Source organism: Streptomyces sp. ST2-7A (genome assembly GCF_021390475.1).
Classification (GTDB): Bacteria; Actinomycetota; Actinomycetes; order Streptomycetales; family Streptomycetaceae; genus Streptomyces.
Genome location: NZ_JAJUWS010000007.1, coordinates 48,836 through 74,209, shown reverse-complemented (window position 1 = coordinate 74,209; position 25,374 = coordinate 48,836). Strand labels below are relative to the sequence as shown.

Below are 25,374 nucleotides of genomic sequence, written 5' to 3'. Positions count from 1 at the left end.
GGCCCGCCGGGGCATCCCACCGGCCCCGCCGCCCCCATCGGACGGCCGGCCCGGCGCCGGGCCGGCCGAAATTCTTACCCCGTTTTCCGCCTCCCGCTACTCGCCGATCGCCCGAATGTGTGCATATGGTGAGACAAATGCGTTCCGACGACGTGCTGGCCCACGTGGAAACCGGCCTGTGGCAATGGGATCACGCCACGGGCGTGGTCGTCCTGGACACCATCGCGGCCCGGTTGATGGGGCTCCCCGCCCGTCCCACCACCCTCAGCGAATCCGCCATGCGCGCCCGCGTGCACGTGGAGGACTGGATCGACCTGCACCGGGTCGCCGGCATGGCCGCCACCGAGAACCGTCCCACCGTGACCCGCCTGCGGGTGCTCGACCGCAGCGGCCGCGTCCGCCGCACCGTGCGCACCCGACTGCACTCGTTCGGCGACGGCACCGACTTCGCCCTGCACGGCCTGTTCGAGGAGATCGACGACGACATCCCGGAACAGAGCCGCTGCTCCGGCGACTGGCGGCTCTCCCGCGAGGCGTTCCTCCTCGACGCCGGCCGCGCCCTGGCCGAGGCCCGCACCACCGGCGAGGTGCTGCGCGTCGCCGGCCGCCTCTCCCTGCCCGGCTTCACCCCCAACGGCCTGGTCGTCTTCGGCACGGACGGCGAACGCCTGCGCGTCCTCAAGTACCACGGCTACCCCGTGAACACCCCCGAGGACGAGGCCCGCGTCAAACGCCTCTTCCGACTCACCGTCGGCTCGAACTACCCCGCCGCCGAGGCCATCCGCACCGGCCGCGCCCTCTACATCCACTCCCCCGCCGAATACGAACGAAGGTTCCCCGAGGCCTGGCAGGTCGTGCGCGGCTTCGGCCGCAAATCCTGGGCCTACCTCCCGCTCATCGACGGCGGCCGAACCATGGGCGCCTGGCTCGCGGGCTTCCCCCAGCGGGTCGCCTTCACCCCCGACGAACGATCGGTACTGACCACCGTGGCACGCATGCTCGCGCAGGCTCTCGCCCGGACCCACACCCTGGAGTCCGAGCGGGAACTGTCCGCCGACCTCCAACACACCATGGCCCCCCTCGGCAATCCCGAGGTCCCCGGTGTGCAGATCACCACCCGCTACGTCCCCACCGGCGGCGGCCTCCGGATCGGGGGCGACTGGTACGACGTCATCCCCCTGCCATCGGGCCGGATCGCCCTGGTCATCGGCGATGTCCAGGGCCACGACGTACGAGCGGCGGCGATCATGGCGCAACTGCGCATCGCGCTGCGCGCCTACGCCTCCGAGGGCCACCGCCCCGACGCCGTCCTCTCCCGCGCCTCCCGCTTCCTCGCCGGGCTCGTCAACGGAACCGACCCCCGCTTCGCCACCTGCCTCTACCTGGAGGCCGACCCGCGCACCGGCACCCTCGACGTCGTCCGCGCCGGACACCCCGACCTCGCCGTCCGACTACCCGACGGCACCACCACCCTGCGGCCCACCGCCGGTGGGCCGCCGCTGGGCGTCCTCGACGAGTGGGCCTACCCCACCACCCGCATCTCCCTCCAACCGGAGGAAGTGCTCCTGATGTGCACCGACGGCCTGCTGGAGACCGGCGGCCACGACCTGCACACCGGATGGATACGCCTGCGGGCGGTGCTGGAGAACCAACCCGCCGACGACCTCGAGAAATTCGCCGACTCCATCGTCGCCGCCGTCCACGGCCCGCCCTCCCACCGGCTGACCGGGCCGCTCACCGACCGCCGCGAGGACGACATCGCCCTGGTCCTGCTGCGCCGCCCCGCCCCGGTGGGTTCGGCCTCGCTGCGCCGCACCGTGCTCTGCGTCGACCAGGCCGAACCGGCCCGCATCGCCGAGGCCCGCCGGCAACTCGCCGGCCTGCTGCGCGACTGGTCCGACCCCGAACAGGTGGACGGCGCGGTGCTCATGCTCTCGGAGATGCTGGCCAACGTCCTCGTGCACACCGACAGCGACGCCATAGTGGTCGCCGAACTGAGCGGGCCGATGGGCGAACGGCTGCTGCGGGTGGAGGTCACCGACACCAGCGACGAACTGCCGCACCGGCGCGAACCCGGCGAACTGGCCTCCTCGGGGCGGGGGCTGGTGCTGATGGAGTGCCTCTCCGACGCCTGGGGCGTGGACCCGCGCGGCGACGGCAAGACCACCTGGTTCGAACTCGGCGAACCCGCCCGCCCGGCGGCGGGGGCCGCCGTGGCGGCCGGGGCGGCCGGGACCTCGTCGGCGGCGCGGCCGGGCGACCTTCCCGGGGAACCCGTGCGGTCCGCCGACCTCCCTCCACCGAGCGGCAACGGCTCCGCTCCGGCCCGCCTCAACGGCACCCCGCCCCCCAGCCCCGCCGACTGACGCCCCACCGACTGGTCGCCGGCCTCCTGGCCGGGTGGTCGGCACCCCTCACAGGGGTGAGGAGGGCCGGTCGGTGCGACCATGCACGTGGTCGCGGACCTGATGTTGGTACCCCTCATAGGGGTGATGAGGACCACCGAGGCGGACGCCGTACTCACCCGGGCGCTGTCGTTGGTACCCCTCATAGGGGTGGTGAGGACCGATCACGGGACGCGCTGATCACAGAGTGGAGATCGACGTTGGTACCCCTCATAGGGGTGGTGAGGACCGTCCCCATTGTGAAGGTCCAGGTCAGGCACAGTCGAGCCCCCCGTCTCGACAGCCGATTTTTCAGCAGACCTCCGGTAGCGCACGAAACCCCGGAGAGTCGCTGAAATCCGGGCCGCCAGCGTACGTCGATAGCCGGCGGCTCGCACGGCGTTCTGTCCGAGGAAGCCACTGCTCCCAAGCAGAGCTGGATGAGCCACCTAGCCAACGCACTTTCATTTCAACGGGCTTCACTCGACCCCAAGCATCTTGGCCCATCGCCTGGGCAGCGATGCCCAGGCGCTCTCCCCTTCCCACCCGAAAGGCAGTACCGTCCTGCACGAGACGGCCGAAACGGGGAAAACGGAGACATACGCCCATGCCAGGACACACCTTCGGGGACCGCCTGCGGAAAGCTCGCAAACTGGCCGGCATCACCCAACACGACCTCGCCGCCCGGTCCGGCGTGTCCCTCTCCATGATCCGGAAGATCGAGCAGGGCAGTCGGGAAAGCAGGTTGGAAACCGCACGCCGGCTGGCCTCCGCGCTCGATATCCCCACCACTCGACTCCTCGCCACGGAACCCCGGGAGAGCGCACCGCCGGTTGATCACGACCTGTGGGCGGAGTTGGTGGCCACCGTGACCGCACCGAGCCCTGGAGACATCGAGGAAGAACCCACACCCGCCGGGGTGAGCACGGGCCTGAACTCCGCCGTGGATCTCTACGTGCGCGGCCGGTTCACGGACCTGGCGACTCTCCTCCCCGCCCTGGTACGCGACTCCACAGCCCTCGCCGACACCTCCTTGCAGATGCGCGTCCTGCAACTCACCGGGCGGCTGATGACGCAAATCCGCCTGTACGAAACCGCGTCCACGGCCTTCGACCGCGCCGACCGCCTGGTGCCCGACACCCTCCACGGCGCCTCACTCGCGAACAACCGCTGCTGGCTTCTGTTGCGCAGCGGGCGATTGGAGGAAGCCTCCGATCTGGCCGCCCGGTGGGCCGTGGAGTTGGAACCGCGCCTGTCCACCGCCACCAACGGAGAACTCTCCGCGTGGGGAGCGATGTTGCTCCGGGTGGCCGCGACAGCCGCCCGGGACAGTCGTTCCGACGACGCGCAACACGCCCTCCGTCTGGCCACCGCAGCGGGAGCGATGATGCGGCCGGGCGGAGCCGAGGAAGCGCGAACGGCCGGGTTCTACCGGGGATTCTCCTCGGTGACGGTGGCCATGCAGCGGGCGGAACGGGCCATGGTGGAGGACCGCCCGGACGAGGTGCTGCGCCTGGCCGACCGCATCGGCGCTCTACGACTGGCCCCCACGGTGAACAGTCGGAACCGTCATCTCCTGGACGTGGCACACGCCCAGATCCGCACCCGACGGTACGGGGAGGCGACGGAGACCCTGCTGCGGGTCGAGCGGGACGCACCCCAGTGGCTCGGGCACCAGCGGTATGCCAGGGATATCGTGCAGGCGATGACCGAGCGTCGCCGCAAACTGACCCCCGAAATGCGTCAGTTGACACAGAGAGTCCATCTACCCACGTGACGGTGTGGCACAAGTCGTCACTCTCGGCTTAAGTGACACCGCTCCGACGTTGAGGCCCACCCCATCCCCGCCCTAGCGTGGTGAGTGACGGAAAGTACACGTCACATCACGGGAGTTCCCATGCGCAACGACGCGCCCACCCACCGCCTCACCCCGCAGCAACGCAAACGTCGGGAGGACCTGGCCGACGCCGCCGCCGGTCTGGCCGACACCCCGCCACCGCTCCCGGTGCCGGGCACTCGACCGGTGCGGGCGCTGGTGCGCTGCGCCGCCTGCTCCACCCTCACCCAGGAGGGTCGGCCGGTCGGGGAGAACGACGAGGGCACGCCGGTGTGGCACTGCCCGATGTGCGCGGACGAGGCACGGTGACCGCCCCGCCCGGGCGGTCCGGCGCCGACACCGACACCCCTACCGGGGTGTTCCGCTTCCGTGAGTACTCCATCGAGCCCGACCTCGAACCGGACGCCGAACCCATCGCCTTCACCGGGCAGTGCGCGGTGTGCGGACGCCTCGGGCCCACCGGTGAGGGTGGCGGACACCTCACCGGCTGGATGCTCGCCCACCTGCGCGCCCATCCCGAGCACCTGTCCTACCGGGAGATCATCACCCGCCCGTACCGCGCCGTCCCCGGCCGGTGGCGATGACCGCCCACGAGCCCGCGCTCGGATTCGGCGAGTACATGGAAACGGTGGCCCTGACCCGCACCACCGTCCGTGTCGAGGACCGCGTCATCATCGGCGGGGTCCCCATGCGGATCGTGGACGTGGTTCGCACCCACACCGGTGTCCGCCTCGACCTCGAAGAGGGCGAACGCCTCTGGCTGACCACCCGCAGCCGACTCACCGCCTTCCGCGACCCCGACATCGACCCCTCCGGAAACCGAGAACGGTGAGCAGCCGAATACACCCGCCGGCGATGGTGCGCGACCATTTCCCCGACCGGTGGCACTCGGGGACCTGTTGGCTGTGGTGCGACCGGGACGAACTCCCCGTGCAATGGCTCGGCACGGTGGAGCACGGCCCCCTGCGGGTGCCCCTGACCGCCTGCCGGGAATGCACCGACCGTCTGACCGAACGCGTCCACGCCACCGCCCGCGCCTCGACCTCACCGACGGAGAACGCTTGAATCCCACCTCGGCGACACCCGGGGAAGAACTCCCCTCTTGGAACGCCCCTGCCCCTCACAGGGGCGATGAGGACCTCTTGCCGCGGAAGGGCTGCTGAACCGGGCCTTGGTGTTGGTACCCCTCACAGGGGTGATGAGGACCCGAGATTCGGATGTTGCGGTCGGACTGGATTGATCCGTTGGTACCCCTCACAGGGGTGATGAGGACCCCTGCTCATCCGGTGGGACGCCCCGAGGGGTACGTGGTTGGTACCCCTCACAGGGGTGATGAGGACCCGTGCGGACCGGCTGTACTGCAGCAGCACCAGCGCGTTGGTACCCCTCACAGGGGTGATGAGGACGACCGCCCGTGCGTCGGAGATCGAGGCGTACCTCGCGTTGGTACCCCTCACAGGGGTGATGAGGACGAGGTTCCGCGAGCTGCTGACGTACGCGCGGCCGGGGTTGGTACCCCTCACAGGGGTGATGAGGACGCCTCGGTCGCCTCGGCTGCCCGGATCGCCTCCCGCTGTTGGTACCCCTCACAGGGGTGATGAGGACCCGTCGTCAGTGCGTCCTCCGTGGCCCGCGCCAACTTGTTGGTACCCCTCACAGGGGTGATGAGGACTCCGGCCGGTCCGCGCGGTCCGCACCACCGGCGGGGAGTTGGTACCCCTCACAGGGGTGATGAGGACCTCACGTCGATTGAGGGCAAGATCGGCCCGGCGGCGTTGGTACCCCTCACAGGGGTGATGAGGACGCACTACGGAGTGACCCTCGCCGGGTCCCGCTGGGGGTTGGTACCCCTCACAGGGGTGATGAGGACCTCGGAGACGGCCCCCAGGTCCACCCGCCACAGGCCGTTGGTACCCCTCACAGGGGTGATGAGGACGCGATACCTGCTCACTGACTACGCCCGGGAGGCGCCGTTGGTACCCCTCACAGGGGTGATGAGGACGTGACGAGGTGGCGGCGATGAAGGCCGGCGGCCGGAAGTTGGTACCCCTCACAGGGGTGATGAGGACGCGGTGGGCCGCGGGCATCCTGCGGTCGGAGTGTGAGTTGGTACCCCTCACAGGGGTGATGAGGACCCCATTGTGAAGGTCCAGGTCAGGCACAGTCGAGTAGCGCCCTCGACAGCCGATTTTTCAGCAGACCTCCGGTAGTGCACGAAACCCCGGAGAGTCGCTGAAATCCGGGGGTCCCAGACTACGCCGACAGACCTCCGCCGAGGGCTCGTACACCGCACTCAACTCGCCTCCGGTCATGGGTACCGAGGCGTGGCGCGAGGAGTTCCATGGGAGAAGCACACCGTTTTCGCCCATGCGGTGCCCGGTCGTTGGTTCCACTCGGGAACCGGGCATACCGCCCCTGGGAGCGACCTCTTGCCCGATGGAACGGGAGTCGTGAAGCCATGGTTGATCAAAACTTCGGGGACCGTCTTCGCGAAGCGCGGAAACGCGCGGGTCTCACCCAACGGGAACTCGCGGGCGCCGCCGGCCTCTCCTTTTCCCTGATCTCCAAGTTGGAACAGGGCGCCCGGCAGGACACACGGCTGGAAACCGCCCGCCGGCTCGCCGCCGCCCTCGGAGTTCCCACCACCGCCTTGTTGGTGGCGGAGTACCAACCCCCGCAGGACTCGGACCCCGCCGTCCCGTGGGCCCCGGTCCGTGCCGCGCTTCTCGATCCGAACGCCGAGGAAGCCGTGGAAGGGGACCACCCTCCCACCATCGCCGGTGTCACGGGGGCGCTGAACGCCATGGGGACACGCCTGGTGAAAGAGGACTTGGCCGCCGCTGCCGAGATGCTTCCCCGCCTGTTGCGGGACGCCGCCGCGCTCGGCGGACCGGTGCAGGCCCGGGTGCTGCTGTTGGCGGGACGGTTGATGATTCAGACCCGCCAATATGATGCCGCCGCCCTCGCGCTGGACCGGGCGGAGGAGGCCGGGTTGGTACAGGGGGTGACCACAGCGGCCGACATGGTGGAGAGTCGGTGCTGGCTGCTGTTGCGGCAGGGGCGCCTCTCCGAGGCCCGGGATCTGGCCGCCCACTGGGCGGATGAGCTGGAGCCCCGGCTGTCCCGGGCCATGCCGGAAGACCTGGCGGCCTGGGGCATCGCCCTGGGGCGAGTGGCCGCGGCGGCGTCGCGGGACGCCAGGGAGGACGAGGCGGAACATGCGTTGCGGCTGGCCGAGGCGGCTGCGGCACTGTGGGCCGGGGAGAAACCACGCGGAGACGGCTCGCAGACCTCCGGCCGCACCCGGACCTGGGGGCCGCTGACCGTGGCGATGCAGCGCACCGAGTTCGCCGTGATCTGCGACCGTCCCGACACCGCGTTGAAGGTGGCCGGACGCATCAACGGTCGGAAACTGGCCCCCGTTGTCGGACACCGCAACCGTCACCTTCTCGACGTGGCAGACGCCCAGGTGCGCACCCGACAGTACGGGGATGCCGTGGAGACCCTGCTCGACGTGCACCGGGCGGCGCCCCAGTGGCTCCCCCACCAGCGGTACGCGCGAGACATCATGGGCCGCATGGTGCGGCGGCGCCGAACTCTGACCCCCCGGATGCGAGAGCTGGCCGAAGCGGTGCGTCTGCCCCTGTAGCGGGGTTCGTCCCTCCCCTTGGCACAGGAAGGGGGAGCCGGGGAGCGAGGCGTCCGGCACCACGGCCGCGTGCTGTTGCCCCGTAAGGGTGACGAGGGCGAGAGGGTCCGGCGGGCCGCTGTGAACGACGTGCGCGCCGTCGTCCACCTGATCGTGGACATCGATGCCGTTGAGGTGGCTTCTCCCCTATTCAGCGAACCTCCGGCAGCGAGGGCGAGACCGGGGTCGGGGCAGTTGGGTGGAGCGGGTTGCCGGTCATGATCGGCAGGCCGTCGGTCTCGGCGAGCCGGCACAGCGGAACGACGCCGTCAGCGGGCGGCCTTGGGGCCGTTCCGCTGATCCCGGCCCGAAGACCGGGGGTACCGTCCGGAGTGCGACCCGCAAGACGAACGGAGGCCACGATGCCCCAGCACCGTCCGCCGCGCATCATGCTCACCGAGGCCGAGGCGATCGGACAGCGCGTCCGTAACGCCCGGTTGCGCCTCGGTCTGACCCAGGCCGATCTCGCCGCCGAACTGCGGCGTTCGCAGGGCTGGGTCAGCAAGGTGGAGAAGGGCCGTCAGGAGCTGGACCGCACCAGTGTCATCAACGAACTGGCCGCCGCACTGCACGTCCATCCCAACGACCTGATCGAGAGGCCCTACCCAACGGCTGTCGAAGACGTGCGGTGGCAGAAGTCGGCGGCACTGATCCTGCGGGAGCTGCGCCGCTACGACCTGCCGCCCCGGTGGGAAGGCGCTCCCCCGTCGTCCACCGACCTGTGGCGGAAGACGGCGGTACTGCACCGGCTGCGGGACGACGCGGCGAACTCCCGGATTCTGGAGCTGCTTCCGGAGCTGCTGCGGGAGGCCCGGGCCCTGGCGGAACACGCGAGCGGCCGGGAGCGGGAAGAGGCGTACGCGGTGTACGCCGTCGGTTGCAAGTTCGGGCACACCGCCGCGCACGCCCTCGGTCACGCCGAGCTGGTGGCGATGAGCTGCGAGCGCGCGTCCTGGGCCGCTCGACGCTCGGGCGACGAGATGCTGCCGGCCGTGGCCGACTGGATGCGGGTGTGGGACATGTGGGCCACCGCCGACTGGGACGACTCCCTGGCGCTCACCGACCAGGCGCTACGTGCCGTGGAGGAGCCGTACCGGCGGGGGGACGCGGCGGCCGTACGGGTGTGGGGAAGCCTGCACCTGCGGGCGGCGGTGTCCGCCGCGCGCGGTGGAGCGGAGGCCGAGGCCCGGCACCGGATCGGGGAAGCCGAGGAGGCGGCCTCCCGACTGCCGCGTCTGGCGTTCGATCGGCACTCGTTGACGTTCTCCCGGGGCAACGTCGCGATCCACGGCGTGAATGTCGAGCTGGAGATGGCGCAGCACGATCGGGCGTTGCTGCTGCACCAGGAGATCCCGGAAACAGTGGTGTCCGCGCTGCCCCGGTCGCGGCGGGGGCACTACCGGATGGATCTGGCCCGGGCATACCTGTGGTCCGGGCGGCGGGAGCGGGCACTGAGTGAGCTGGAGGCCGCCGAGCGGACCGCTCCACAGCTGATCCGCAACCATCCGGTCGCGCGCGCGACGCTGCGCAGGATCCGGGCGGCGGAGCGCGCGACAGTGAAGGAGAAGATCCGTCGCATGTCCGTCCGCTTTCACCTGGACGAGTGAATGAGACCTCGCTGATCAGCGGCTATTACCGAAAGGAATATTGCCTTCACGCTCCCTTCATACAGTGCGTCACACGATGACCACCATGGAGGAGACGGCATGTCCGATCCGAGACCCGGGGCATCGGTGGCCATGGCCCCGGTGCTCCGGGACCCCGTCCGAGGTCTGCGCCGCTGCGCCTGGTGCAGGGAGTTGACCCAAACAGCGGAAGCCGTTGACCGGTCCGGGGAACACGAGGAACCCCTGTATGCCTGCGAGCGGCCCGGTTGCGGCCCGCACGCCGGTCCCCCGCCCGCACATCTCTCGCGCCCGCCCACCGAGACGACGGTGGCGGTCACCCGCGACACCGTCCGGAAGCACGACGTGCTCCTGGTGGGCGACCGCCGCTGGGAGGTCGCCCGGGTGACCCGCAGCCTGCACGGCACACGGTTGGACATCGCCACGGGCGAGCGCCTGTGGCTTGTGGAGGGCACCGAACTGGCGGCTCTGCGCCGCGCCACACCCGCCGGGGCCGGGCTGTGACCGGCGGCCCGACACGCCCGTCCGGCATCGGCGGCCATTCCCGGCCCGACCGTGCCGGGGCTGCGGGAACCACCACCAGGAGGAGAGACATGCGGAACGATTGTGACCACGACTGGGTGCCCTGGAGCGGCGCGCAGCGCTGCCGGAAGTGCGGAACCACCCAACGGTGAGGGCTCTGCGATGCGGGTGATGTGGGAGGAACTCCCGGCTCCGGTACGGTCCGCCGTTGAGCGGCGTCTCGGCGGTCGGGTCGCGATCGCCGAAGCGATCGAGGACGGTTTGACCGCCGCGTTCATCGCCCGACTGCACACGGTCGGCGGAGGCGAGGTGTTCGCCAAGGGTGTGCCGACCACCGACGGCGAGGGGCACGCGGCGCAGTTACGGGAGGTCGCCGCCGGGACTCTCGCGCCTGCGATGGCACCGGAGATGCTGTGGCACCTCGAGACCTGCGGTTGGCACGTGCTCGCGAGCATGGTGGTCGCCGGCCGGTACCCGAGCCTGGCACCGGGGTCACCGGATCTGCCCCTGATGGGGGACGCGCTGGCGACCGGACGGTGCCACCTCCCCGCCGGAGCCCTGCCCTGCTACGCGCAGCGGTGGGAACGCTGGGGCACGCGGGAGGAACTGGTGCCGCTGCGGGGCGGGTGGCTGGTGCACGGGGACGTTCACCGGCACAACGCACTTGTGGACAGTGCTGGTCACCGGGTGTGGTTGGTGGACTGGGCTGCCGCCGCGAGAGGCCCGGCGTGGATCGATATCGCCGACACCGGAATTCGGTTGATGGAAGAGGGCCACGACGCGGCGGCCGCCGTGCGGTGGGCCCGCACCGTCCCGGCCTGGCGAACCGCCACGGCGGAGGCACTGTCCGCGTGGTGCGAGGTGCGCTGCCGATCCTGGACCGCGCGGATCGGCGCACGGGACTCCGAGCCCTCCAACGCGAGGCTGCGGGCGTTCCTCGCGGCCACTGCCGCCTGACCACTCCCAGCCCGCAGGGCAGGGCCGGTAGTTACCCCTTGCAGGGGGTGATGAGGACCCCTGCCCGAGGACCGGCCAGCCGCCGCCTCCCCCACGTTGTTACCCCTCGTAGGGGTGATGAGGACCCAGACCACCCGGCCCGATCGGGGGCCCGGTACCGCGTTGTTACCCCTCGTAGGGGTGATGAGGACCCGGCCGGTGATGCGCCCGCCGTCCCGCCCCATCTCCTGTTGTTACCCCTCGTAGGGGTGATGAGGACGGCGCTCGCGCTCCTCCTTGCGGCGGCGCTCGGCCTGTTGTTACCCCTCGTAGGGGTGATGAGGACCCGTCACGATGATCCGCAGAGCCGTCGCCGTGCTGTTGTTACCCCTCGTAGGGGTGATGAGGACCCCCCCACCGTGACCATCACCCGCATCCACCCACCCGTTGTTACCCCTCGTAGGGGTGATGAGGACACCGGTCCGGAGGCCCCGGCATCGCGGGCCAGGAGCGGTTGTTACCCCTCGTAGGGGTGATGAGGACGCCGCACCGTGCGCGGCCTACAGGCCGCCGCCGTGCGGTTGTTACCCCTCGTAGGGGTGATGAGGACCCGGCTCTGATCTGCGACGCCCAGGCGCTGTACTTCGCGTTGTTACCCCTCGTAGGGGTGATGAGGACCCTCACCGGGGCGGCTGGTCGCCGGGTCGATCTGTCGTTGTTACCCCTCGTAGGGGTGATGAGGACCCGTCCGGGCGCACGCCCAGATCGCCCGTGCAGTGCAGTTGTTACCCCTCGTAGGGGTGATGAGGACAGGCCGGTGATCTGGTGGATCCGGGTCTCGGGCACCTGTTGTTACCCCTCGTAGGGGTGATGAGGACCCCATTGTGAAGGTCCAGGTCAGACATGGTCCAGGCGGCGGGATCGGGGGCGGTTTTTCAGCGAACCTCCGGTAGTGCACGAAACCCCGGAGAGTCGCTGAAATCCGGGTCCTCAGAGTACGTCCGTCGGCATTGCCCGGACCGCTCCCCACTCCATGCGCACCGGGGTGGTTCCCGGCGGGAAGGTGTAGACGAGGACGTTGTCGTACGACAGGTCCAGGACCGATTCGACCTCCGCGCGGAAGAGGCGGAGTTGTGCCTGGCTGAGTTGTCCCTCGAAGACGCTGCGCTGCACGTGGTGCAGGTACTTGCGGCAGGTGCGGAGGATGCGGGCGTTGCGTTTGGCGTCCGTGTCGTAGACGACGACCACGTGCATCGGGGCTCACCACCAGATTCGGAACGGCTTGTACGGGGTGCCCTCCAGGCAGTGCCGGGACAGGGAGAGGGCGTCGAGATAGAGCAGTTCGTCGTACGCGACCGACCGGTTGAGCGTGCGGTGGGCGACCGTGGTGGCGAACTCGTCGCGGACGGTCTGCACGACCAGCTTGCGCCCGGTCTCGCTGAGCATCGCCTGGTTGACCCCGCTGTCGAAGTGCGCCGGCTTGAGTTGTTTCCGGTTGGCCATGCGCAGCAACAGGCGTTCCGCGAAGAGCGGCTTGAACATCTCGGAGAGGTCGAGGACCAGCGAGTGTCGTTGGCGTTCCATCGTGCTGTGCAGGAAGGCGAGGCCGCTGTGCAGGGCGGTGAGACGCACAGCGGTCAGGGTCCTGGCGTAGACGATGCCGTTGACGTAACTGATGAAGGCGTTACCGGCGTTGGCCGGGGGCTTGCGGGAGCGGCCGTGGAGTTGGAGCCAGTCGGGCAGCTTGGTGTCCAGCACTTCCCATGCCGAGCGCCGGAAGGTGCCCTCCACCCCCATGACGGCCGTGGGTGTGCCGGCCTCCGGGAGTGAGGCCCGCAGCGTCTCGTACGGTCGGGCGAGCAGTGAGCGGTCCACCACCCGTCGCACGTTGAAGGCGGTCGCCTCGGCGATGGCGCGGGCGACGGCCAGGGCCGCCGCCGGGTCGGCTGACAGTCGGGCCTGGGCGGCGACGGTCTCGCCCGAGGTGTTGACCTCCGAGGTGAGGAGGGAGCCGGCGTAATCGCCGTAGTAGCTGAGGAAGTGGACGTTGATCCGGTTCCGGTTGAGCAGGGAGATGACCGAGGTGTTGATGTCGGTCTCGGCGCAGGCGACGATGTCGCGCACGTCCGTCACCGGGACGTGCGCGTTGCGTCCGGCTTCGAGTTCGATGACCAGCGACTGGTCCTTGCGCCGGATGCGGCAGGGGCCGGTCAGCCAGTAGGTGCGGGTGGCGGCGGGCATCTCATTCCGTCCAGCAGTAATCGGTGAACGAGCAGCCACGGCAGCGGCTGCGGGCGAGTCGGTCCGGCGAGGTGGGGCGGGCGGCCACGGCCAGTACCTCGGCGATGTCCCGTTCGGCTTGTTCGGCTTCCTCTTGGGTGTACGGGTGACGCACCGTACGGCGGGTGGAGGGGTAGTGCAGGATCGTGCCCCGCGCCTCGACGCCGACGCGGTGCAGTCGGTGGCAGTAGTGGCGGCCCTGCGCGCGGTCGGCCTCGCTGGGTTTGCCGGAGGACTTCACCTCGTGGACCCACTGTCGGCCGTCCACGAAGTCCAGTCGGGCTGCGCCGAGATCCACCGGCGTGCCCCGGGTGTAGGAGGTCTCGTGCACGGCCTCGCCGACCCGCACGGCGGAGTTGAGGTGTTCGGGGCGGATGCCGCGCAAGTAGAGCCAGAGTTGGCGGGGGCAGTGGTAGAGGTACTTGATGTGGACGCCGCCCACGTCCTCGGTGTCGATCACAGCACCTCTCCCGGTTGGTAGGCGGATTCGGTACCCCGGGTGTGCACGGCGGTCAGGCCGAGGCGTTCGTCGTAGTCGCCCTGGACGACACGGACCTTGAGGCGGCGGTCCCACCCGGCGGTGGGGCCCGCCCAGTGGGGAAGCGGGATCAGCAGGTCGTCGGCGAGCAGGCGACCGGCCCGGCGATGGGCGGAGACCAGCGCCTCCCCGTACGCCTCCCGGTCGGTGTCGAGGATGGCCTCGGTGCCGTCGAAGAGTTCGTCGAACCTCTCGGCCAGGCCCGACCGGTCGTCGAAGGGCCGGTGGAAGCGGAGGAAGGAGGAGGCGAAGGAGTCCCGTTGCTCCTTCACCTGCTCCCGCCAGTGGTTTCCCCAGTCGCTCGCGTAGACGCGGTTGAGCCAGCGGGTGGCCTCCGCCTCGTCGGCCGGCTTCCCGTCGTGGTCCCGGAGGATGTCCAGGCCGAGGGTCACCGGTTCCCGCTCGTAGACGCCGTCGGCGAAGACTTCCTCTCCTCTCGCCGCGTCCTGTTTGCCGCGCCGTTTCGTCCAGGCGGGTTCGTGCACGATGACGTCGGCCGGTGGGCGTGCCGCGACGCGGTTGACCCGGCCGAACCGTTGCAGCATGGCCTCCAGCGGCGCGGCCGAGGTGAACAGGACCTCGAAGTCCACGTCCAGGGAGACCTCCACGACCTGGGTGGCCACCAGCAGTCCGCCCCGCCGGGGGGCGAGGCCGGTGCCGAAGCGCTCGCGCACCCGTTTCTCGATGGCGCCGCGATCCCCGCGCCGGAACCGGGAGTGGAGGAGGGTCGCGGCGTCGGGGTCGTCGTCATTCGCCTCGATCGCGAGGGGTGCCAGTGTCCCGAAGAGGTCGATGGCGTGCGCGACGTTGTTGGCGACCACCAGGACCGCCTCCCCGGCCCGCAGGCGTTCGCCGATCTCCTCGACCGCCGGGGCGTCGGTGAGGTGGTGCGCCCGGATGCGGACGCGGTGGCGGTGGGGCAAGCCGATGTCGGGGCAGTCGATGAGGTGCGGGGGCTCCCCCAGCGCCTCGCCGACGGCGTCGGCGAGGGCGTCCGGGAGGGTGGCCGACAGGACGGCGACGCGTCCGCCGAGGTCCTTCCACAGGCCGGCCATGGCGAGCACGTAGCCGAGCCGTTGGGAGTCGTAGGCGTGCAGTTCGTCCAGGACGAAGACGGAGTTGCAGCTGTCGAGCAGCACGCCGGCGTTCTCCGGGCCGGCGAGGGCGGACCGCAGCAGTTGGTACGGGGTACCGACCCGGACCGTCTCCCGGAACAGTCGGGTCGCCTCCGCGCGGGCCACGGCGCGGGCGGCGGCGCCGGCCCGCGCGGTGTGTCCGTCCTCGGGGGTGATCGCGGTCGCGAGGTGGTGGGAGGCAGCCCGCGAGTGTGCCACGCCCACCACCTCGTGGTCCCCGAGGAGGTCACCGAGCCGTTCGGTCATGGCGTTGATGGAGGCCAGGTACGGCAGGGTGTAGTAGAGGCGCGGGACACCACCGGTGTCCTCGGCGATGTCCCGGACCTGCCGGGCGGCCCACAGCAGGGCCGCCTCGGTCTTGCCGCTGCCGGTGGGGGCACGCAGCAGCAGGTGGCCGGAGTGGTCGGCGGCGCGGAGCTGGTGTTCGCGCGGGGTGCGGCCCCGGGCGGCGAACCCGTGCTCCAGCCGTTCGCGGAACCCCTCGCCGATCGGCTGGTGGGAGTGCAGGTCGCCGTGAGCGGAGGACAGGCGGTCGGCCGCCGTCACCGCGCCCTGGAGCAGTACGGCGGCCAGGCCCTCGCCGGGAGCGGCGTCTTCCCTGACCCAGTGGTTGAGGACCTTTCCCAGCAGCTCCCGACTCAGTGCGTACAGGTCGTTCTCCGCGAAGGGCGCGGCGTCGCCCGTCCCCACCGGGAGGGAGGACTCCGCCGCCGTGGCCCGCAGCCACTCCAGGAGAGCGGTGGGGGCACCGGGGGTGATCCGGTCGAACCGCTCGCGCAGGTCCGTGACCTCGTCGTTCCCGTAGAGGCGTTGGATGCCCCGCGCCTCGTCGTCGTGCAGGGGGCGGTGGTGGGTGACCACGCCGAGGGCGACCCATTCGAGCAGCGCCGGGTCCGCGATCAGCGGGGACAGGAATCCCAGGGACAGCACCTCGTGCCGCTCTCCCCAGGTCTTCGCCCGCCCGCACACCATGTCCTGGAAGCCGCCGGGGATCTTCCCGGCGTCGTGGCAGAGCGCGGCCAGCGCCACGGCCTGCCGGAACACGCCGTTCAGCGGCCCCTCCGCGGCCGTGATCCGGCCGGTGCGGGCGCACAGCGCCTCGGCGGCGCGGAGAGTGGCCCACAGGTGCTCGACCAGGGTTTCCGGCGGGCGGCCGTCCCGGGCGCTCTTCGCCAGCAGGCGGTCGAGCGGCGGGCCGACCGGCCCGGTGGGGAGACTCACCCGGCCGCCTCCCGGCCGGGGCGCCGCACGGTCGCCGGATGCGGGGAGGGGAGCGGGACAACGGCCCGGCCGTCGGCGGTGGACCAACTGCCCGGCACCGGGTGGCGCGACCGGCCGGTGACGTCGAACCTGAAGGTGCCCCAGCGGGTGGCGTCGCGGTCCGGCGTGACGGCGCAGGGCATGCGCAGTTGCCTGCCGGCGGCCGGGTCCAGGTCGGGGCCGTGCACGGCCAGGGCGGCGCCCAGGTGCCCCGGCTCCTCGTACAGCGGCACGGTGTCCTCGGCGATCGACAGGCCGATGAGATCCTGGCTGCGCCCCAGCCTCAGCGGCCACCGGGGACGCCGCAGGCGCCGCCGCCACAGCTCCGGGTCGTCCCACAGCCACAGGCACAGGGTCACGTCCGCGAGGAACTCCCGGTTGCGCGGGGCGGGCTGCGCGGACCCGCGTCCGGGCTCCAGCGGGTGGTACGTCTCCAGGTCCACGCCCGTCCCGCCGGCCCGGAAGGTGAACGCGAACCCCAACTTCTCGTCCACCCGGTCCCAGCCGCCCGCCGCGGCGGCCAACATGCCGCCGACCGTCGCGGGCGACGGACAAGGCAGGGTGACCTGCACGCCCGAGTAGAGCGGGTCGCGGAAGGAGACCACGGGGGCCGTGACGGTGACCTCCAGGGCCCGGGCCGCGACGGTCGGCCGGGCGTCGCCGGCCGCCGTGGACACCACGGCGGCCGTGTCCGCGATCGGGCTCATGCGGGCCGATCCTCGAACCAGCCGTCCAGCTCACCCTCCTCGAAGCGGCGGGCCAGGTCGCCGAGGACCGTCCGGGGATGGTCCACGACCAACCTCCCCGCCTCCATCAGGTCCTTCAACTCCCGCTTCACCCGGTCCCGCTGGTCGCCCAGGAAGCCGGGGGCCCAGCCGATGGAGACGGGACCGTCGATCTCGTCCGCCCAGGCCGTCATCTCCTCCCGCAACACGTCGGTGTCGAAGAAGGGGGCGGACTCGCGGTTGACCACGATGCGGGTGAACGGGTTGACACCGCCCTTCATCGGGGCGAGCAACACCAGGGCGGGGGTGCGGTCACCGTAGTGCAGGGACCGCTTGGCGCCGCCGCGCAGCGAGGCCAGCGCCCGCAGCAGCACCGCGACCCGGCGGCGGCGCTCCTCCAGCGACAGCCGCACCGAGGCGTTCCCCCGGAAGGTCGTGGTCTGCGCCCCGGCCTTCACCGCCTCCTCGGCGGCGGCCTTCGGCATGGCCACGCGCAGGCCGCTGCCGTCCGTCTCGAAGACCCCGACCCGGGGCAGGTCCAGCAGCAGATCCCCGGCCAGCACGGCGCTGTACAGCTGGTGCTGGTGGATCACGGGGTGCTCGCCGGCGGCGAACCCCCGGCTCATGGTGCCGAAGTCCTTGGTGATGGACTGCGGAACGACGGAGACCAGCGTGCCGGTGGCCAGCACGGTGTCCCGCTGGAAGTTCTCCTTCTTGACGGCGACCATGTAACCGAAGAGATCGTCGTCCAGGAAGTGGTCCGGGCGGCCCCGGGTGTACGCCTGCTGGTTCTTGCCGGTGCCGCTGCGCGTCACCTCCGAACGCGGCTCGGCGGCCGGGAGCGAATCCCGAAGCCAGCGGCGGAACGCCTGCGCGGAGACGTACGGGTGGGTGTCCCGGCCCACCCGCAGGCTCTTGACCACGCCGATGTTGTCCTCGCCCTCGCCGTTGTTCGGCGCGCCGGCGTTGATGTCCTCGACGATCTTGCCCACCAGGAACGTCATCGCTCCCCCTCCTCATCCGACAGCAGCTCGTTGTCCTCGTCGTTCGTGTCCCGGTGGAGTTCCTTCATGGCCTCCTGCGCCCGGTCCCCCTTCAGGTGCCAACCGAGCCGGTCCAACTCCTCCAGCACGCCGACCAGGAGCAGGTCCCGGTGCAGCCAGGCCCGGGAGTTCGGCGACGGGTCGAGCAGCAGGAGGTAGGCCCGCTCGCTCACCAGAGGGCCTTCGAGTTCCTTCTTGACGCCGTTCTCGGGAAGCCCGGGGTCGAGACAGGCCCACTTGATGCCCTGGTTGGTCAGCCAACGCCGCAGACCGGCGGGCTCCCGCGAATACCTGCGCAGTTGTTTCAGCCCCGACCAGCTCTCCTCCTTGCCCAGCTGGTACGCGAGCTTGCGGGCGACCGCCCGGATCTCGTCCAGGTCCTTCTCCTGCACCTGCATCACCTTTTCAGCGAACGTTCTCAACAGCGCCGACAGCAGCCGGCGGTCCTCGCGCAGCTCCGGCACGGCGGCGGCGCGCAACAGCCAACGGGCGGAGGCGCCGAGGATGCGTTCCGGGGCACGGAAGGCGTTGCGGCCGAGCACGACGTAACCGGAGGTACGGGCGGTGGCGTGGGCGCGCACCAGGACGCGGAAACCCGGGCCCGCCGCGTGCCGACCGCTCAACCACTCCGCCAGCGGCTGGTCCAGGTGGTGGCGCTCCAGCACCTGGCCACGGTTGTTGTTGTTGAAGACCAGCAGATCCACCCCGGCCCGCAGCGGCTCGGCGTAACCGCGCAGGGCCCTCAGCGCCACGACCTCGCGCGTGTGCTCCTTCCCCGGGGCGGCCCCGGTCGCCGCGACGCCCGTGTTGAGGGCGGCACGCCGGCCGACCGTGTACGCGGTGAACCTCTCGTCCCAGCTGTGCAGCGCGGTGGAGGTGCCGCCGGTCAGCTGACTGCCGTACGGCAGGGCGTGGAAACTGCACAGGCAGGGGTGGCACAACGCGGTGCCCTCGTGCCCGCGCGGCGTGGTGTTGCGGTACGCCTGGCTCTCCGCCAACGGCATGTCCTGCTTGCCGTACCACCCGATGGCCCGACGCCCGCAGAGCGCGCAGTCGGCGCCCGGCCAGGTCGCCGGGTCCGGCAGGGAGAGCCAGCGACGGGTGGCCTCCTGTACGTCCCGGGCGGTCTTCGGTTCGCCCTCCTCGTTCTTCCCCTTGTACCGACCGGGGTGATTCATCGGGGCGTTGGGGAAGAACGAGAGGCTGGCCTTCTGCCAGAACCCGTCCGGCGCCTTGCTCTCCCGGACGGAGGCGCGGACGGCGTCACCGGTCATCCGCTCCACGGCGGCACGGAAGTCGTCGGGGGTGAGTTCGGCGGGGGTGGACTCCACCAGCGCCGCCAGCGCGTACGCGCCGATCCGCTGGAGCGGATGCGGGGTGAGCGTCAGGCGGTACTGCTCGGCCGCGTCCGGGGCAACCTCCGTGGTGTGCGATTCGGTGTGGCTCATGCGGCGATCCATCCGAAACCGGCGGAGTTCCCCTGGCCCAGCCCCCAACTCCACAGAGCCGCCAGCAGCTCCGGATCACCGGAGAGCGTGACCTCCACCGCGCAGCCGGGCTTCATGCCCTTCCCCACGGAGAACGACCGCTTGGGGCCGATCCGGCCCACCGAGTCCAACTGGATGTCCGGCTTGAGCCCCAACGTCTCCGCCTTGCGCTCCAGGTTCCGCTGCAGGTACTCCGGCCAGCCCGGATCACCCGGCAGCAGCCAGTCCTGCCGGGTGACGCGCTCGCCGCTGTCGTCCCGCCCCGAGCCCTTCATCAGCACGGGCGTGGCGGTACGGAAGACGGCCCGGCCGGAGTCGAACGACGGCGGCTCCACCGCCTTCAGGCCGGTGACGCGCAGCGCGACCCCGCCCCAGTCGAGCAGTTCGCGACCCGCCAGCCCGCGCGCCAGCGGCTCCAGGACCTCCGGCAGCGGACTGCCGATCTCGATCGTGCCGGGGCCACCGGCCGTGTAACTGCCGCGACGGCGGGGCGCACGGGGGAACACGGGGGCCGAGTACCCGAAGGGGACCATCCGGTGAGGGCCCCAGCCGGTGTCGTGCAGGCGTGCACCAAGGTCGGCAGCCTGTCGACCGAGCACGTCGTAGACGAGCGAGCGGCCCGGAGCCAGCACCTCGGACCAGGGAATCTCCCCCGCCGTCGTAGTCACGGACAGCATCAATCGCACCGCGGATCACCCCCCAAAGGTCGAGGGACGCTGACACGGCCCCCTTGCGGCTATACATTCAAGCACCTGTCATCACGGAACGTACCCAGAACCGAGAAACAGCAGATCAGAGGAGCGGAGCTCCCCATGCTCCATGATCACCCTCGCATCTTCTTCGTTGTGCGTGCTGTGTCCCACTCGGGAATCTTGATCCTACGAAGCCTCGTGAGGTGCTAGCCTCGCTCCGTACTCGACTCCCAACCGGAGGCTCGTGGTGATGGATTGGCTCCCGACAAGCGAAGAGGCCAGAGAAGCCCTCAGGGGGGTGAGATGGTCCGAAGCCTTACGACAGCTAATCGGACAAATAGGGCGTCGCCCTTCGGTGAGCGAAAGAAGCGACCCCAGCGAAGGTGAAGCATCAAGCGAGGGGGCAACCGAGGGAGCTCAATTGGTGGTTCAGATCACCCACTTGACTGTGTACGTGACCCCCGCCGCAGCGCCACCTCCCTAGGAGAACAGCAAGCGGGGATGACATAGGGTGGCTCTCCCGAGGCATCCACTCATTCATGCCCCTTGCGACGGGACCACTGTTCATGCGCAATCGAGGGGTAGCAACTTGTGAGTGCCGTGGCCGACTCCTCCACCCACACAGCTACAAGTCTTCATTCTCCCTTCGAGGGATTGTGGGTGCCTCGGTCTCCCTCCATGGAGGGAGCGTCTGGCGGCGTTGGGACCCCTCACAGCCGGCCCCTGGCCGCCCGTCCACCCCACCCGACTCACAGTGTCTGGCGGCGTTGGTATCGGTAGCGCGTGAAACCCCGGCGTGTCGCTGAAATCCGGGGCGCCATCGTACGTCGGGCAGCGAGGGGTTCGTACCCGACCGGAGACCCGCCCCCGCACACCCCGGTGCCCGCCACCTGTGGGGGAGGTGGCGGGCACCGGGGTGTGGGGGGACGGGCCGGGGCCGTCGTGGTGCGTGTGGGGGGACGGCCCCGGCGGGCCGGGTCGGGTTCCGACCGGGGTTCGTCAGCCGGTGGAGGTGGCGGACGAGCGGGCCGGGACGGTGAGCGTGGTGCCGTCGGAGAAGGTCACCGTGCGCTCGGCGTCGGCGTGGTTGTGCGCGGTGTAGGTGCGCGTGCCGTCCTTCTCGAAGACCGCCGCGGTCGGGATGTCGGCGGTCACGTCCAGGTTGGGCGTGCCGACGACGGCGAGGGTGTTGATCCAGTGGTAGGTGTGCGCGCGGGTGGCGCCGGCCTCCGGCTCGTAGGCGTCACCGTCGGCGTCGTAGGAGGCCTTGGCGGTCTCCGGGTCCACGAGCGCCTGGAACTGCCACAGCAGGTCGCGCCACTCCTCGAAGGGCCCGCCGTTCTGCTCGACGAGGTGGTCGAGGTTGCGGTTGACGGCCTCCGGGTGGGCGGCCAGGTGCAGCGAACCGCCGGTCAGGGGCAGCACGTTGATGCCGTGGATCTCCTCCGGGTTGGCGGTCCACCAGGTGGCGTAGGCGCCGCCGGAGCCCCAGACCATGCCGACGATCGGGTGCTCGTAGTCCGCCGGGTAGACCTCCTGGTCGGCGTCGAACCAGTACTGGCGGATCGACTCGGCCTCGGTGGTCAACAGGTAGACGCCCAGGTCACGCAGTTCGTCGTCACCGGTGGCCGAGCCCCACAGGATGAGGCCGGCGCTGAGGTTGATCGACTCGGAGGAGGACTCCTGGTTGTTGCCGGCGGCGAAGCCCTGGTGACCGGCGGCCCAGCTGTGACCGGCGTAGATGTCGAAGCCGCGCAGGAACGGGTAGCGGTCGTCATCTCGCGCCGGGTTGGCGGTGTCGCGGATCAGCTCGTGGACCATGCCGCCCCACGCGGACTCCTCGGCCCACTCGGGGTCGAACTGCGCGACGATCGCGGCGGCGATCACGAAGTAGCCGTAGTGGAAGTGGTGGTCGTTCAGCTCGGTGTCGCTGCCGTAGGACGCCGGGTACCCGGTGAGGGTGGACCAGTCGGCGTCGTAGGAGAACTCGGCCGCGCCGCCGACCGTGAACCACTCCTGGAGCCGGTCCTTGACCAGGGTCAGCAGTTGGTCGCGGGAGGCGTCGTCACCGGCCTGGTCGGCGATGGTGGCGAGCTGGGCGAGCTTGCCGAGCTGCTTGCCGGTCCAGTAGGTGTCGGTGGCGCCCTCGAAGGGGTCGGCGGAGCCGAGGACATCGGCGATGTGGCCGCCGAGGCGACCCTCGTCGACGCCGTCGCTCTCCGGCAGCACGGGCAGGACGCCGGGGACGGTCTGGGTGGTGGTGAAGGAGTTGCCCTCGCGGAGCTTCATGGCGCCGCGCGGCGAGACGTACTCGTGGTCCAGCAGCGCGTCGTCGGTGTGCATCCACTGGTGGCGGTACAGCGCTTGAAGCGCGCCGGTCTCGGAGCCCTCGCGGGCCTCGGTCCGAAGCGTGTAGGTGGCGGCGACCTCGCCGGCGGCGGGATCGTAGTCCCAGGAGACCTCGGAGCCGGTGACGAAGCTGAAGGCGTACCGCTCGAAGGTGCCCAGCGCGTCCCGGTCGGGCAGCAGGGCGACGGAGTAGTAGTCGTTGTCGCCGAGGGCGGCGGTCACCGAGGTGCCGGAGACGTTCCAGTCGCTGCCGGTGGGGGCGAACAGCGCGTAGTCGTTGCCGGCGACGGTCACGCCGAGGACGTTGCCCTCGTCGGCGAAGACCTCGGGGGTGCCGTTGGTGATGATCTCGGCGTCGCCGCCGTTGGCCTCCGCGTACACGTACGGCAGGCCGTGGCCGATGGTGGCGCGCAGTTCGCGGTCGCCGTCGCCCCAGTAGGGGGTGACGGTCCAGTCGGACCAGCCGTCGGCCTTGACGTCGGGCGAGTCGAGGCCGGCGACGCTCAGGGTGAGGTCGGCGGTGTGGACGAACTCGTACTGCCGGCCCTCGCCCACGATGGCGTGGTTGGTGGGGTGGCCGACCTGGAGGCCCTCGGCGACGGCCTGGTAGGTGAGGGGGTGCCCGTACATCGGCTGGGAGTACGGGTTGTCCGCGTAACGCTTGAAGACCAGCGAGGACCACCAGTCGTTGGTGGGGACCGGCTCCCCGGCGACCGCGTCGGTGACCTGCGGCAGGACCGGGGTACCCATGTTGTCGGTGGGGCCCTGCGTGCCGGCCGGGCGGGTGTCGGAGTAACCGCCCTCCCCGACCGGTATCTCCGCGGCCCCGGCGGAGGGGATCAGCACGACTCCGGTGACGGCCGCCGCCGTCGCCGCGGCCATGGTGCTCAGGGCGATCCGGCGCCGTCGCCGGTTCACACGATGCTGACTCATCTGCTACCTCGGGGTGGGGGGTGTGGGGGGACGGGCTCCACCGGAAGCGGTTCCGGTGAACGCCGGAAGCGGTTCCGGGTTTGCGAAGTTAGGAGCGGCGGGACGACCTGTCAACGCGGCTCGCACGGTTCCGGAACCGCGTCATTTTCGGGGGTGTTTCATGCCAAAGCGCAGGTGGGAAGCGGTGCGAGGGGGGCTCCCGGGGGCCTGTCGGGAATCGGATTCCCGGTAGGGATCAGCGACGGCTCAGCCGCGCTTAAGGTGCGTTTAAGATGCGGCGCCCCACCGGGGGGAAGCCTCGGGGACTGGGCGTCGCCGTGGTGCGACGATTGCGGAGAGTTACCTCCCTCGCGCACGGGACGTCCAAGGGTCCGGGGTAGGGTCATCCGTCGGGTGTCGCTCCTCGCCACGAGAGCGTGATGCGACGCCGCTTTGGATCCACGTCGACGATCGTGACCCGGACGGTGTCGCCCCGCCGGAGGGGGTGTCGGGACGGATCGGGGTACTCCTCGCCCGACTCGGCGAGGGGCAGCAGCCCTTCGACGCCTTTCCTCCCGTCCCCGACGCGCACGAGTACCCCCATCGGAACGGACTTGGTGACGCGGCCGGTGACGGTCCGACCGACCCATTCGGTGAGCTTCCGAACGGGGTCCTCGCACAGACTCCGGGGGGAGAGCGACACCCGCTCGCGCATCGGATCGACATCGAGGATCTCGGCCATGACCTCCTGTCCCGGCGAGACGATCTCGGAGGGGTGGTCGAAGGGGCGCCGCGAGAGTTCGGGAATGTTGATCATCGCCTCGAACCCTCCGATGTCCACGAAGGTGACGCCGAAGTCGGCGATCCGGGTGACCGTTCCCCCGACGACCTGTCCCCGGCGCAGGGTGGTGAGGAGGAGAGGGGTGTGGTTGCCCCGGGACGGCTCGGTGCCCCACCGGGCGCGCAGTACCCCGTCGGGGTCGGGGAGCACTCCTGTGAACAGTGGTTCGGCCCCGCCCTCCCGGCGGGGCAGGAGCAGGGCGGCGCGGGCGCGGGAGAGCAGCACGGTCAGGTGCGGAAAGTCCTCGTCATGGGCGATGACTCCGTGGAGCCGCCCGTCCTCCTCCAGAACGCATTCCACCTCCTCCTCGCCGGTGAGGGCGTCGAGGACGGCCGGAATGTCGGTGGACAGCGGCGGCCACACGGCCAACGGGGCGCGCGGGGTGAGGTCGGCGCGGACGGTGTCGAGGGTGTCGGGCGTGAGGCGGTGCCACCGGGACATGTTCAGAACGGGGCGTTCCTCCAGTACGCCCGCGCGGTTCGCGGTCACCGCCCGCCGCAGACGGTCCCAGAAGGCGTCGTCGGCGGGGTACCGCTGCTCGTCGGCCCCGAGCTCCATGTCGTAGGGGGAGGCGGGCAGGGGCTCCGGGAACAGACCGAGGGCGCGCACGCGGTCGGCCAACCCCTCATCGCACGGTCGCCGGGTGCCGATGTACAGGTACTGGTCCCACCCGACGTGCACGGTGAGCACGTCCTCCACCTCCAGTCGGCACCACAGGCCGTGATCACGGAGCATGGCGCGGACGAGTCCCTGGCCGGTGGCCAGGGGTACTTTCGCCCCGTCGTGGAAACCGCGGTGGAAGCCGTCCGGGTCCGCCGGGAAGAACGCGCCCAACCCGGACTCCGGCAAAGAGGGTTCGAGGCCGAAGCGCACGGTGGGGGACACCGACGGCTCGCGCACGACCAGGTGATCGACCCCGGCGTGCGCCGCGAACAGCCCGACCGCGCGGAGGTACGCCGCCTCGACCGGCCCGTGGTCGGAGACGGTGTCCTCCGGACCGATCCAGTGACCGTGTTCGTCCCGGTCGGCGGGGTCGTACCTGGTGACGCGGTGGACGTGGAGCGGCACCCCCTCATTCTCCGGCACGGTGTCGGCGGTCATCCGACGCCTCCGGGGGCG

At 70.6% G+C, this 25,374-nt stretch carries 20 protein-coding genes and 3 CRISPR repeat arrays; of the genes, 10 read left to right on the top strand and 10 right to left on the bottom strand.

Going from position 1 to position 25,374, the window contains the following annotated elements; genetic code table 11:
• The first annotated feature begins 137 nt into the window (after positions 1–137).
• The 10 genes from LZF96_RS06415 (at position 138) to LZF96_RS06370 (ending at position 11,013) form a co-directional block, all read left to right on the top strand.
• Positions 138–2,366 carry a SpoIIE family protein phosphatase gene (locus LZF96_RS06415; protein WP_233866832.1) on the top strand — a complete coding sequence of 743 codons (2,229 nt, stop codon included), beginning with the start codon at positions 138–140 and terminating at the stop codon, positions 2,364–2,366.
• A 37-nt stretch (positions 2,367–2,403) separates the two neighbouring features.
• Positions 2,404–2,635: direct repeats of the CRISPR family, unit length 22 nt; unit sequence GTTGGTACCCCTCATAGGGGTG.
• A gap of 356 nt (positions 2,636–2,991) precedes the next feature.
• Positions 2,992–4,161 carry a helix-turn-helix transcriptional regulator gene (locus LZF96_RS06410; RefSeq protein WP_233866828.1) on the top strand — a complete coding sequence of 390 codons (1,170 nt, stop codon included), beginning with the start codon at positions 2,992–2,994 and terminating at the stop codon, positions 4,159–4,161.
• Between the two features lie 120 nt (positions 4,162–4,281).
• Positions 4,282–4,530: a hypothetical protein gene (locus LZF96_RS06405; protein ID WP_233866825.1), complete on the top strand. Its 249-nt coding sequence runs from the start codon at positions 4,282–4,284 to the stop codon at positions 4,528–4,530.
• A complete protein-coding gene (locus tag LZF96_RS06400; RefSeq protein WP_233866822.1) occupies positions 4,527–4,805 on the top strand; it encodes a hypothetical protein in 279 nt (92 codons plus the stop codon). Before LZF96_RS06405 ends, LZF96_RS06400 begins: the two co-directional genes overlap by 4 nt.
• Positions 4,802–5,053 carry a hypothetical protein gene (locus LZF96_RS06395; RefSeq protein WP_233866819.1) on the top strand — a complete coding sequence of 84 codons (252 nt, stop codon included), beginning with the start codon at positions 4,802–4,804 and terminating at the stop codon, positions 5,051–5,053. The genes LZF96_RS06400 and LZF96_RS06395 overlap by 4 nt, the downstream gene beginning before the upstream one ends.
• Positions 5,050–5,286, top strand: a complete 237-nt coding sequence (locus LZF96_RS06390) for a hypothetical protein (RefSeq protein WP_233866816.1) — start codon at positions 5,050–5,052, stop codon at positions 5,284–5,286. Before LZF96_RS06395 ends, LZF96_RS06390 begins: the two co-directional genes overlap by 4 nt.
• Before the next feature lie 44 nt (positions 5,287–5,330).
• Positions 5,331–6,356: direct repeats of the CRISPR family, unit length 30 nt; unit sequence GTTGGTACCCCTCACAGGGGTGATGAGGAC.
• Between the two features lie 323 nt (positions 6,357–6,679).
• The gene (locus tag LZF96_RS06385) at positions 6,680–7,870 is read left to right on the top strand and encodes a helix-turn-helix domain-containing protein (RefSeq protein WP_233866814.1); all 1,191 of its coding nucleotides are present in this window, start codon (positions 6,680–6,682) and stop codon (positions 7,868–7,870) included.
• A gap of 428 nt (positions 7,871–8,298) precedes the next feature.
• A complete protein-coding gene (locus tag LZF96_RS06380) occupies positions 8,299–9,516 on the top strand; it encodes a helix-turn-helix domain-containing protein (protein ID WP_233867106.1) in 1,218 nt (405 codons plus the stop codon).
• Positions 9,517–9,615: 99 nt separating this feature from the next.
• Positions 9,616–10,038, top strand: coding sequence for a hypothetical protein (locus LZF96_RS06375; protein WP_233866811.1), 423 nt, complete (start codon positions 9,616–9,618; stop codon positions 10,036–10,038).
• Positions 10,039–10,218: 180 nt separating this feature from the next.
• The gene (locus LZF96_RS06370; protein ID WP_233866809.1) at positions 10,219–11,013 is read left to right on the top strand and encodes a phosphotransferase family protein; all 795 of its coding nucleotides are present in this window, start codon (positions 10,219–10,221) and stop codon (positions 11,011–11,013) included.
• Between the two features lie 28 nt (positions 11,014–11,041).
• A CRISPR array of direct repeats spans positions 11,042–11,870; the repeat unit is 30 nt; unit sequence GTTGTTACCCCTCGTAGGGGTGATGAGGAC.
• A 112-nt stretch (positions 11,871–11,982) separates the two neighbouring features.
• Here the strand turns inward: LZF96_RS06370 and cas2 are convergent.
• From cas2 to LZF96_RS06320, 10 genes are all read right to left on the bottom strand, one after another.
• The gene (gene cas2 / locus LZF96_RS06365; RefSeq protein ID WP_233866807.1) at positions 11,983–12,246 is read right to left on the bottom strand and encodes a CRISPR-associated endonuclease Cas2; all 264 of its coding nucleotides are present in this window, start codon (positions 12,244–12,246) and stop codon (positions 11,983–11,985) included.
• Between the two features lie 6 nt (positions 12,247–12,252).
• Entirely contained in the window at positions 12,253–13,233 is a 981-nt protein-coding gene (cas1, locus tag LZF96_RS06360) for a CRISPR-associated endonuclease Cas1 (RefSeq protein WP_233866805.1), read from the bottom strand.
• A 1-nt stretch (position 13,234) separates the two neighbouring features.
• The gene (locus LZF96_RS06355) at positions 13,235–13,732 is read right to left on the bottom strand and encodes a CRISPR-associated protein Cas4 (RefSeq protein WP_233866788.1); all 498 of its coding nucleotides are present in this window, start codon (positions 13,730–13,732) and stop codon (positions 13,235–13,237) included.
• Complete coding sequence (gene cas3 / locus LZF96_RS06350) at positions 13,729–16,167, bottom strand: CRISPR-associated helicase Cas3' (protein ID WP_233866786.1); 2,439 nt, start codon at positions 16,165–16,167, stop codon at positions 13,729–13,731. Before cas3 ends, LZF96_RS06355 begins: the two co-directional genes overlap by 4 nt.
• Positions 16,164–16,913: a CRISPR-associated protein Cas5 gene (gene cas5 / locus LZF96_RS06345; RefSeq protein ID WP_233866768.1), complete on the bottom strand. Its 750-nt coding sequence runs from the start codon at positions 16,911–16,913 to the stop codon at positions 16,164–16,166. The genes cas3 and cas5 overlap by 4 nt, the downstream gene beginning before the upstream one ends.
• Positions 16,910–17,935: a type I-B CRISPR-associated protein Cas7/Cst2/DevR gene (cas7i, locus tag LZF96_RS06340; protein ID WP_233866765.1), complete on the bottom strand. Its 1,026-nt coding sequence runs from the start codon at positions 17,933–17,935 to the stop codon at positions 16,910–16,912. Before cas7i ends, cas5 begins: the two co-directional genes overlap by 4 nt.
• Complete coding sequence (locus LZF96_RS06335) at positions 17,932–19,422, bottom strand: hypothetical protein (protein WP_233866762.1); 1,491 nt, start codon at positions 19,420–19,422, stop codon at positions 17,932–17,934. Before LZF96_RS06335 ends, cas7i begins: the two co-directional genes overlap by 4 nt.
• On the bottom strand, positions 19,419–20,138 hold the full coding sequence (gene cas6, locus LZF96_RS06330) for a CRISPR-associated endoribonuclease Cas6 (RefSeq protein ID WP_233867103.1): 720 nt from the start codon (positions 20,136–20,138) through the stop codon (positions 19,419–19,421). Before cas6 ends, LZF96_RS06335 begins: the two co-directional genes overlap by 4 nt.
• A gap of 1,014 nt (positions 20,139–21,152) precedes the next feature.
• The gene (locus LZF96_RS06325) at positions 21,153–23,435 is read right to left on the bottom strand and encodes a glycosyl hydrolase (RefSeq protein ID WP_374203119.1); all 2,283 of its coding nucleotides are present in this window, start codon (positions 23,433–23,435) and stop codon (positions 21,153–21,155) included.
• Between the two features lie 382 nt (positions 23,436–23,817).
• Positions 23,818–25,356 carry a S1 RNA-binding domain-containing protein gene (locus LZF96_RS06320; RefSeq protein ID WP_233866759.1) on the bottom strand — a complete coding sequence of 513 codons (1,539 nt, stop codon included), beginning with the start codon at positions 25,354–25,356 and terminating at the stop codon, positions 23,818–23,820.
• Positions 25,357–25,374 lie beyond the last annotated feature (18 nt).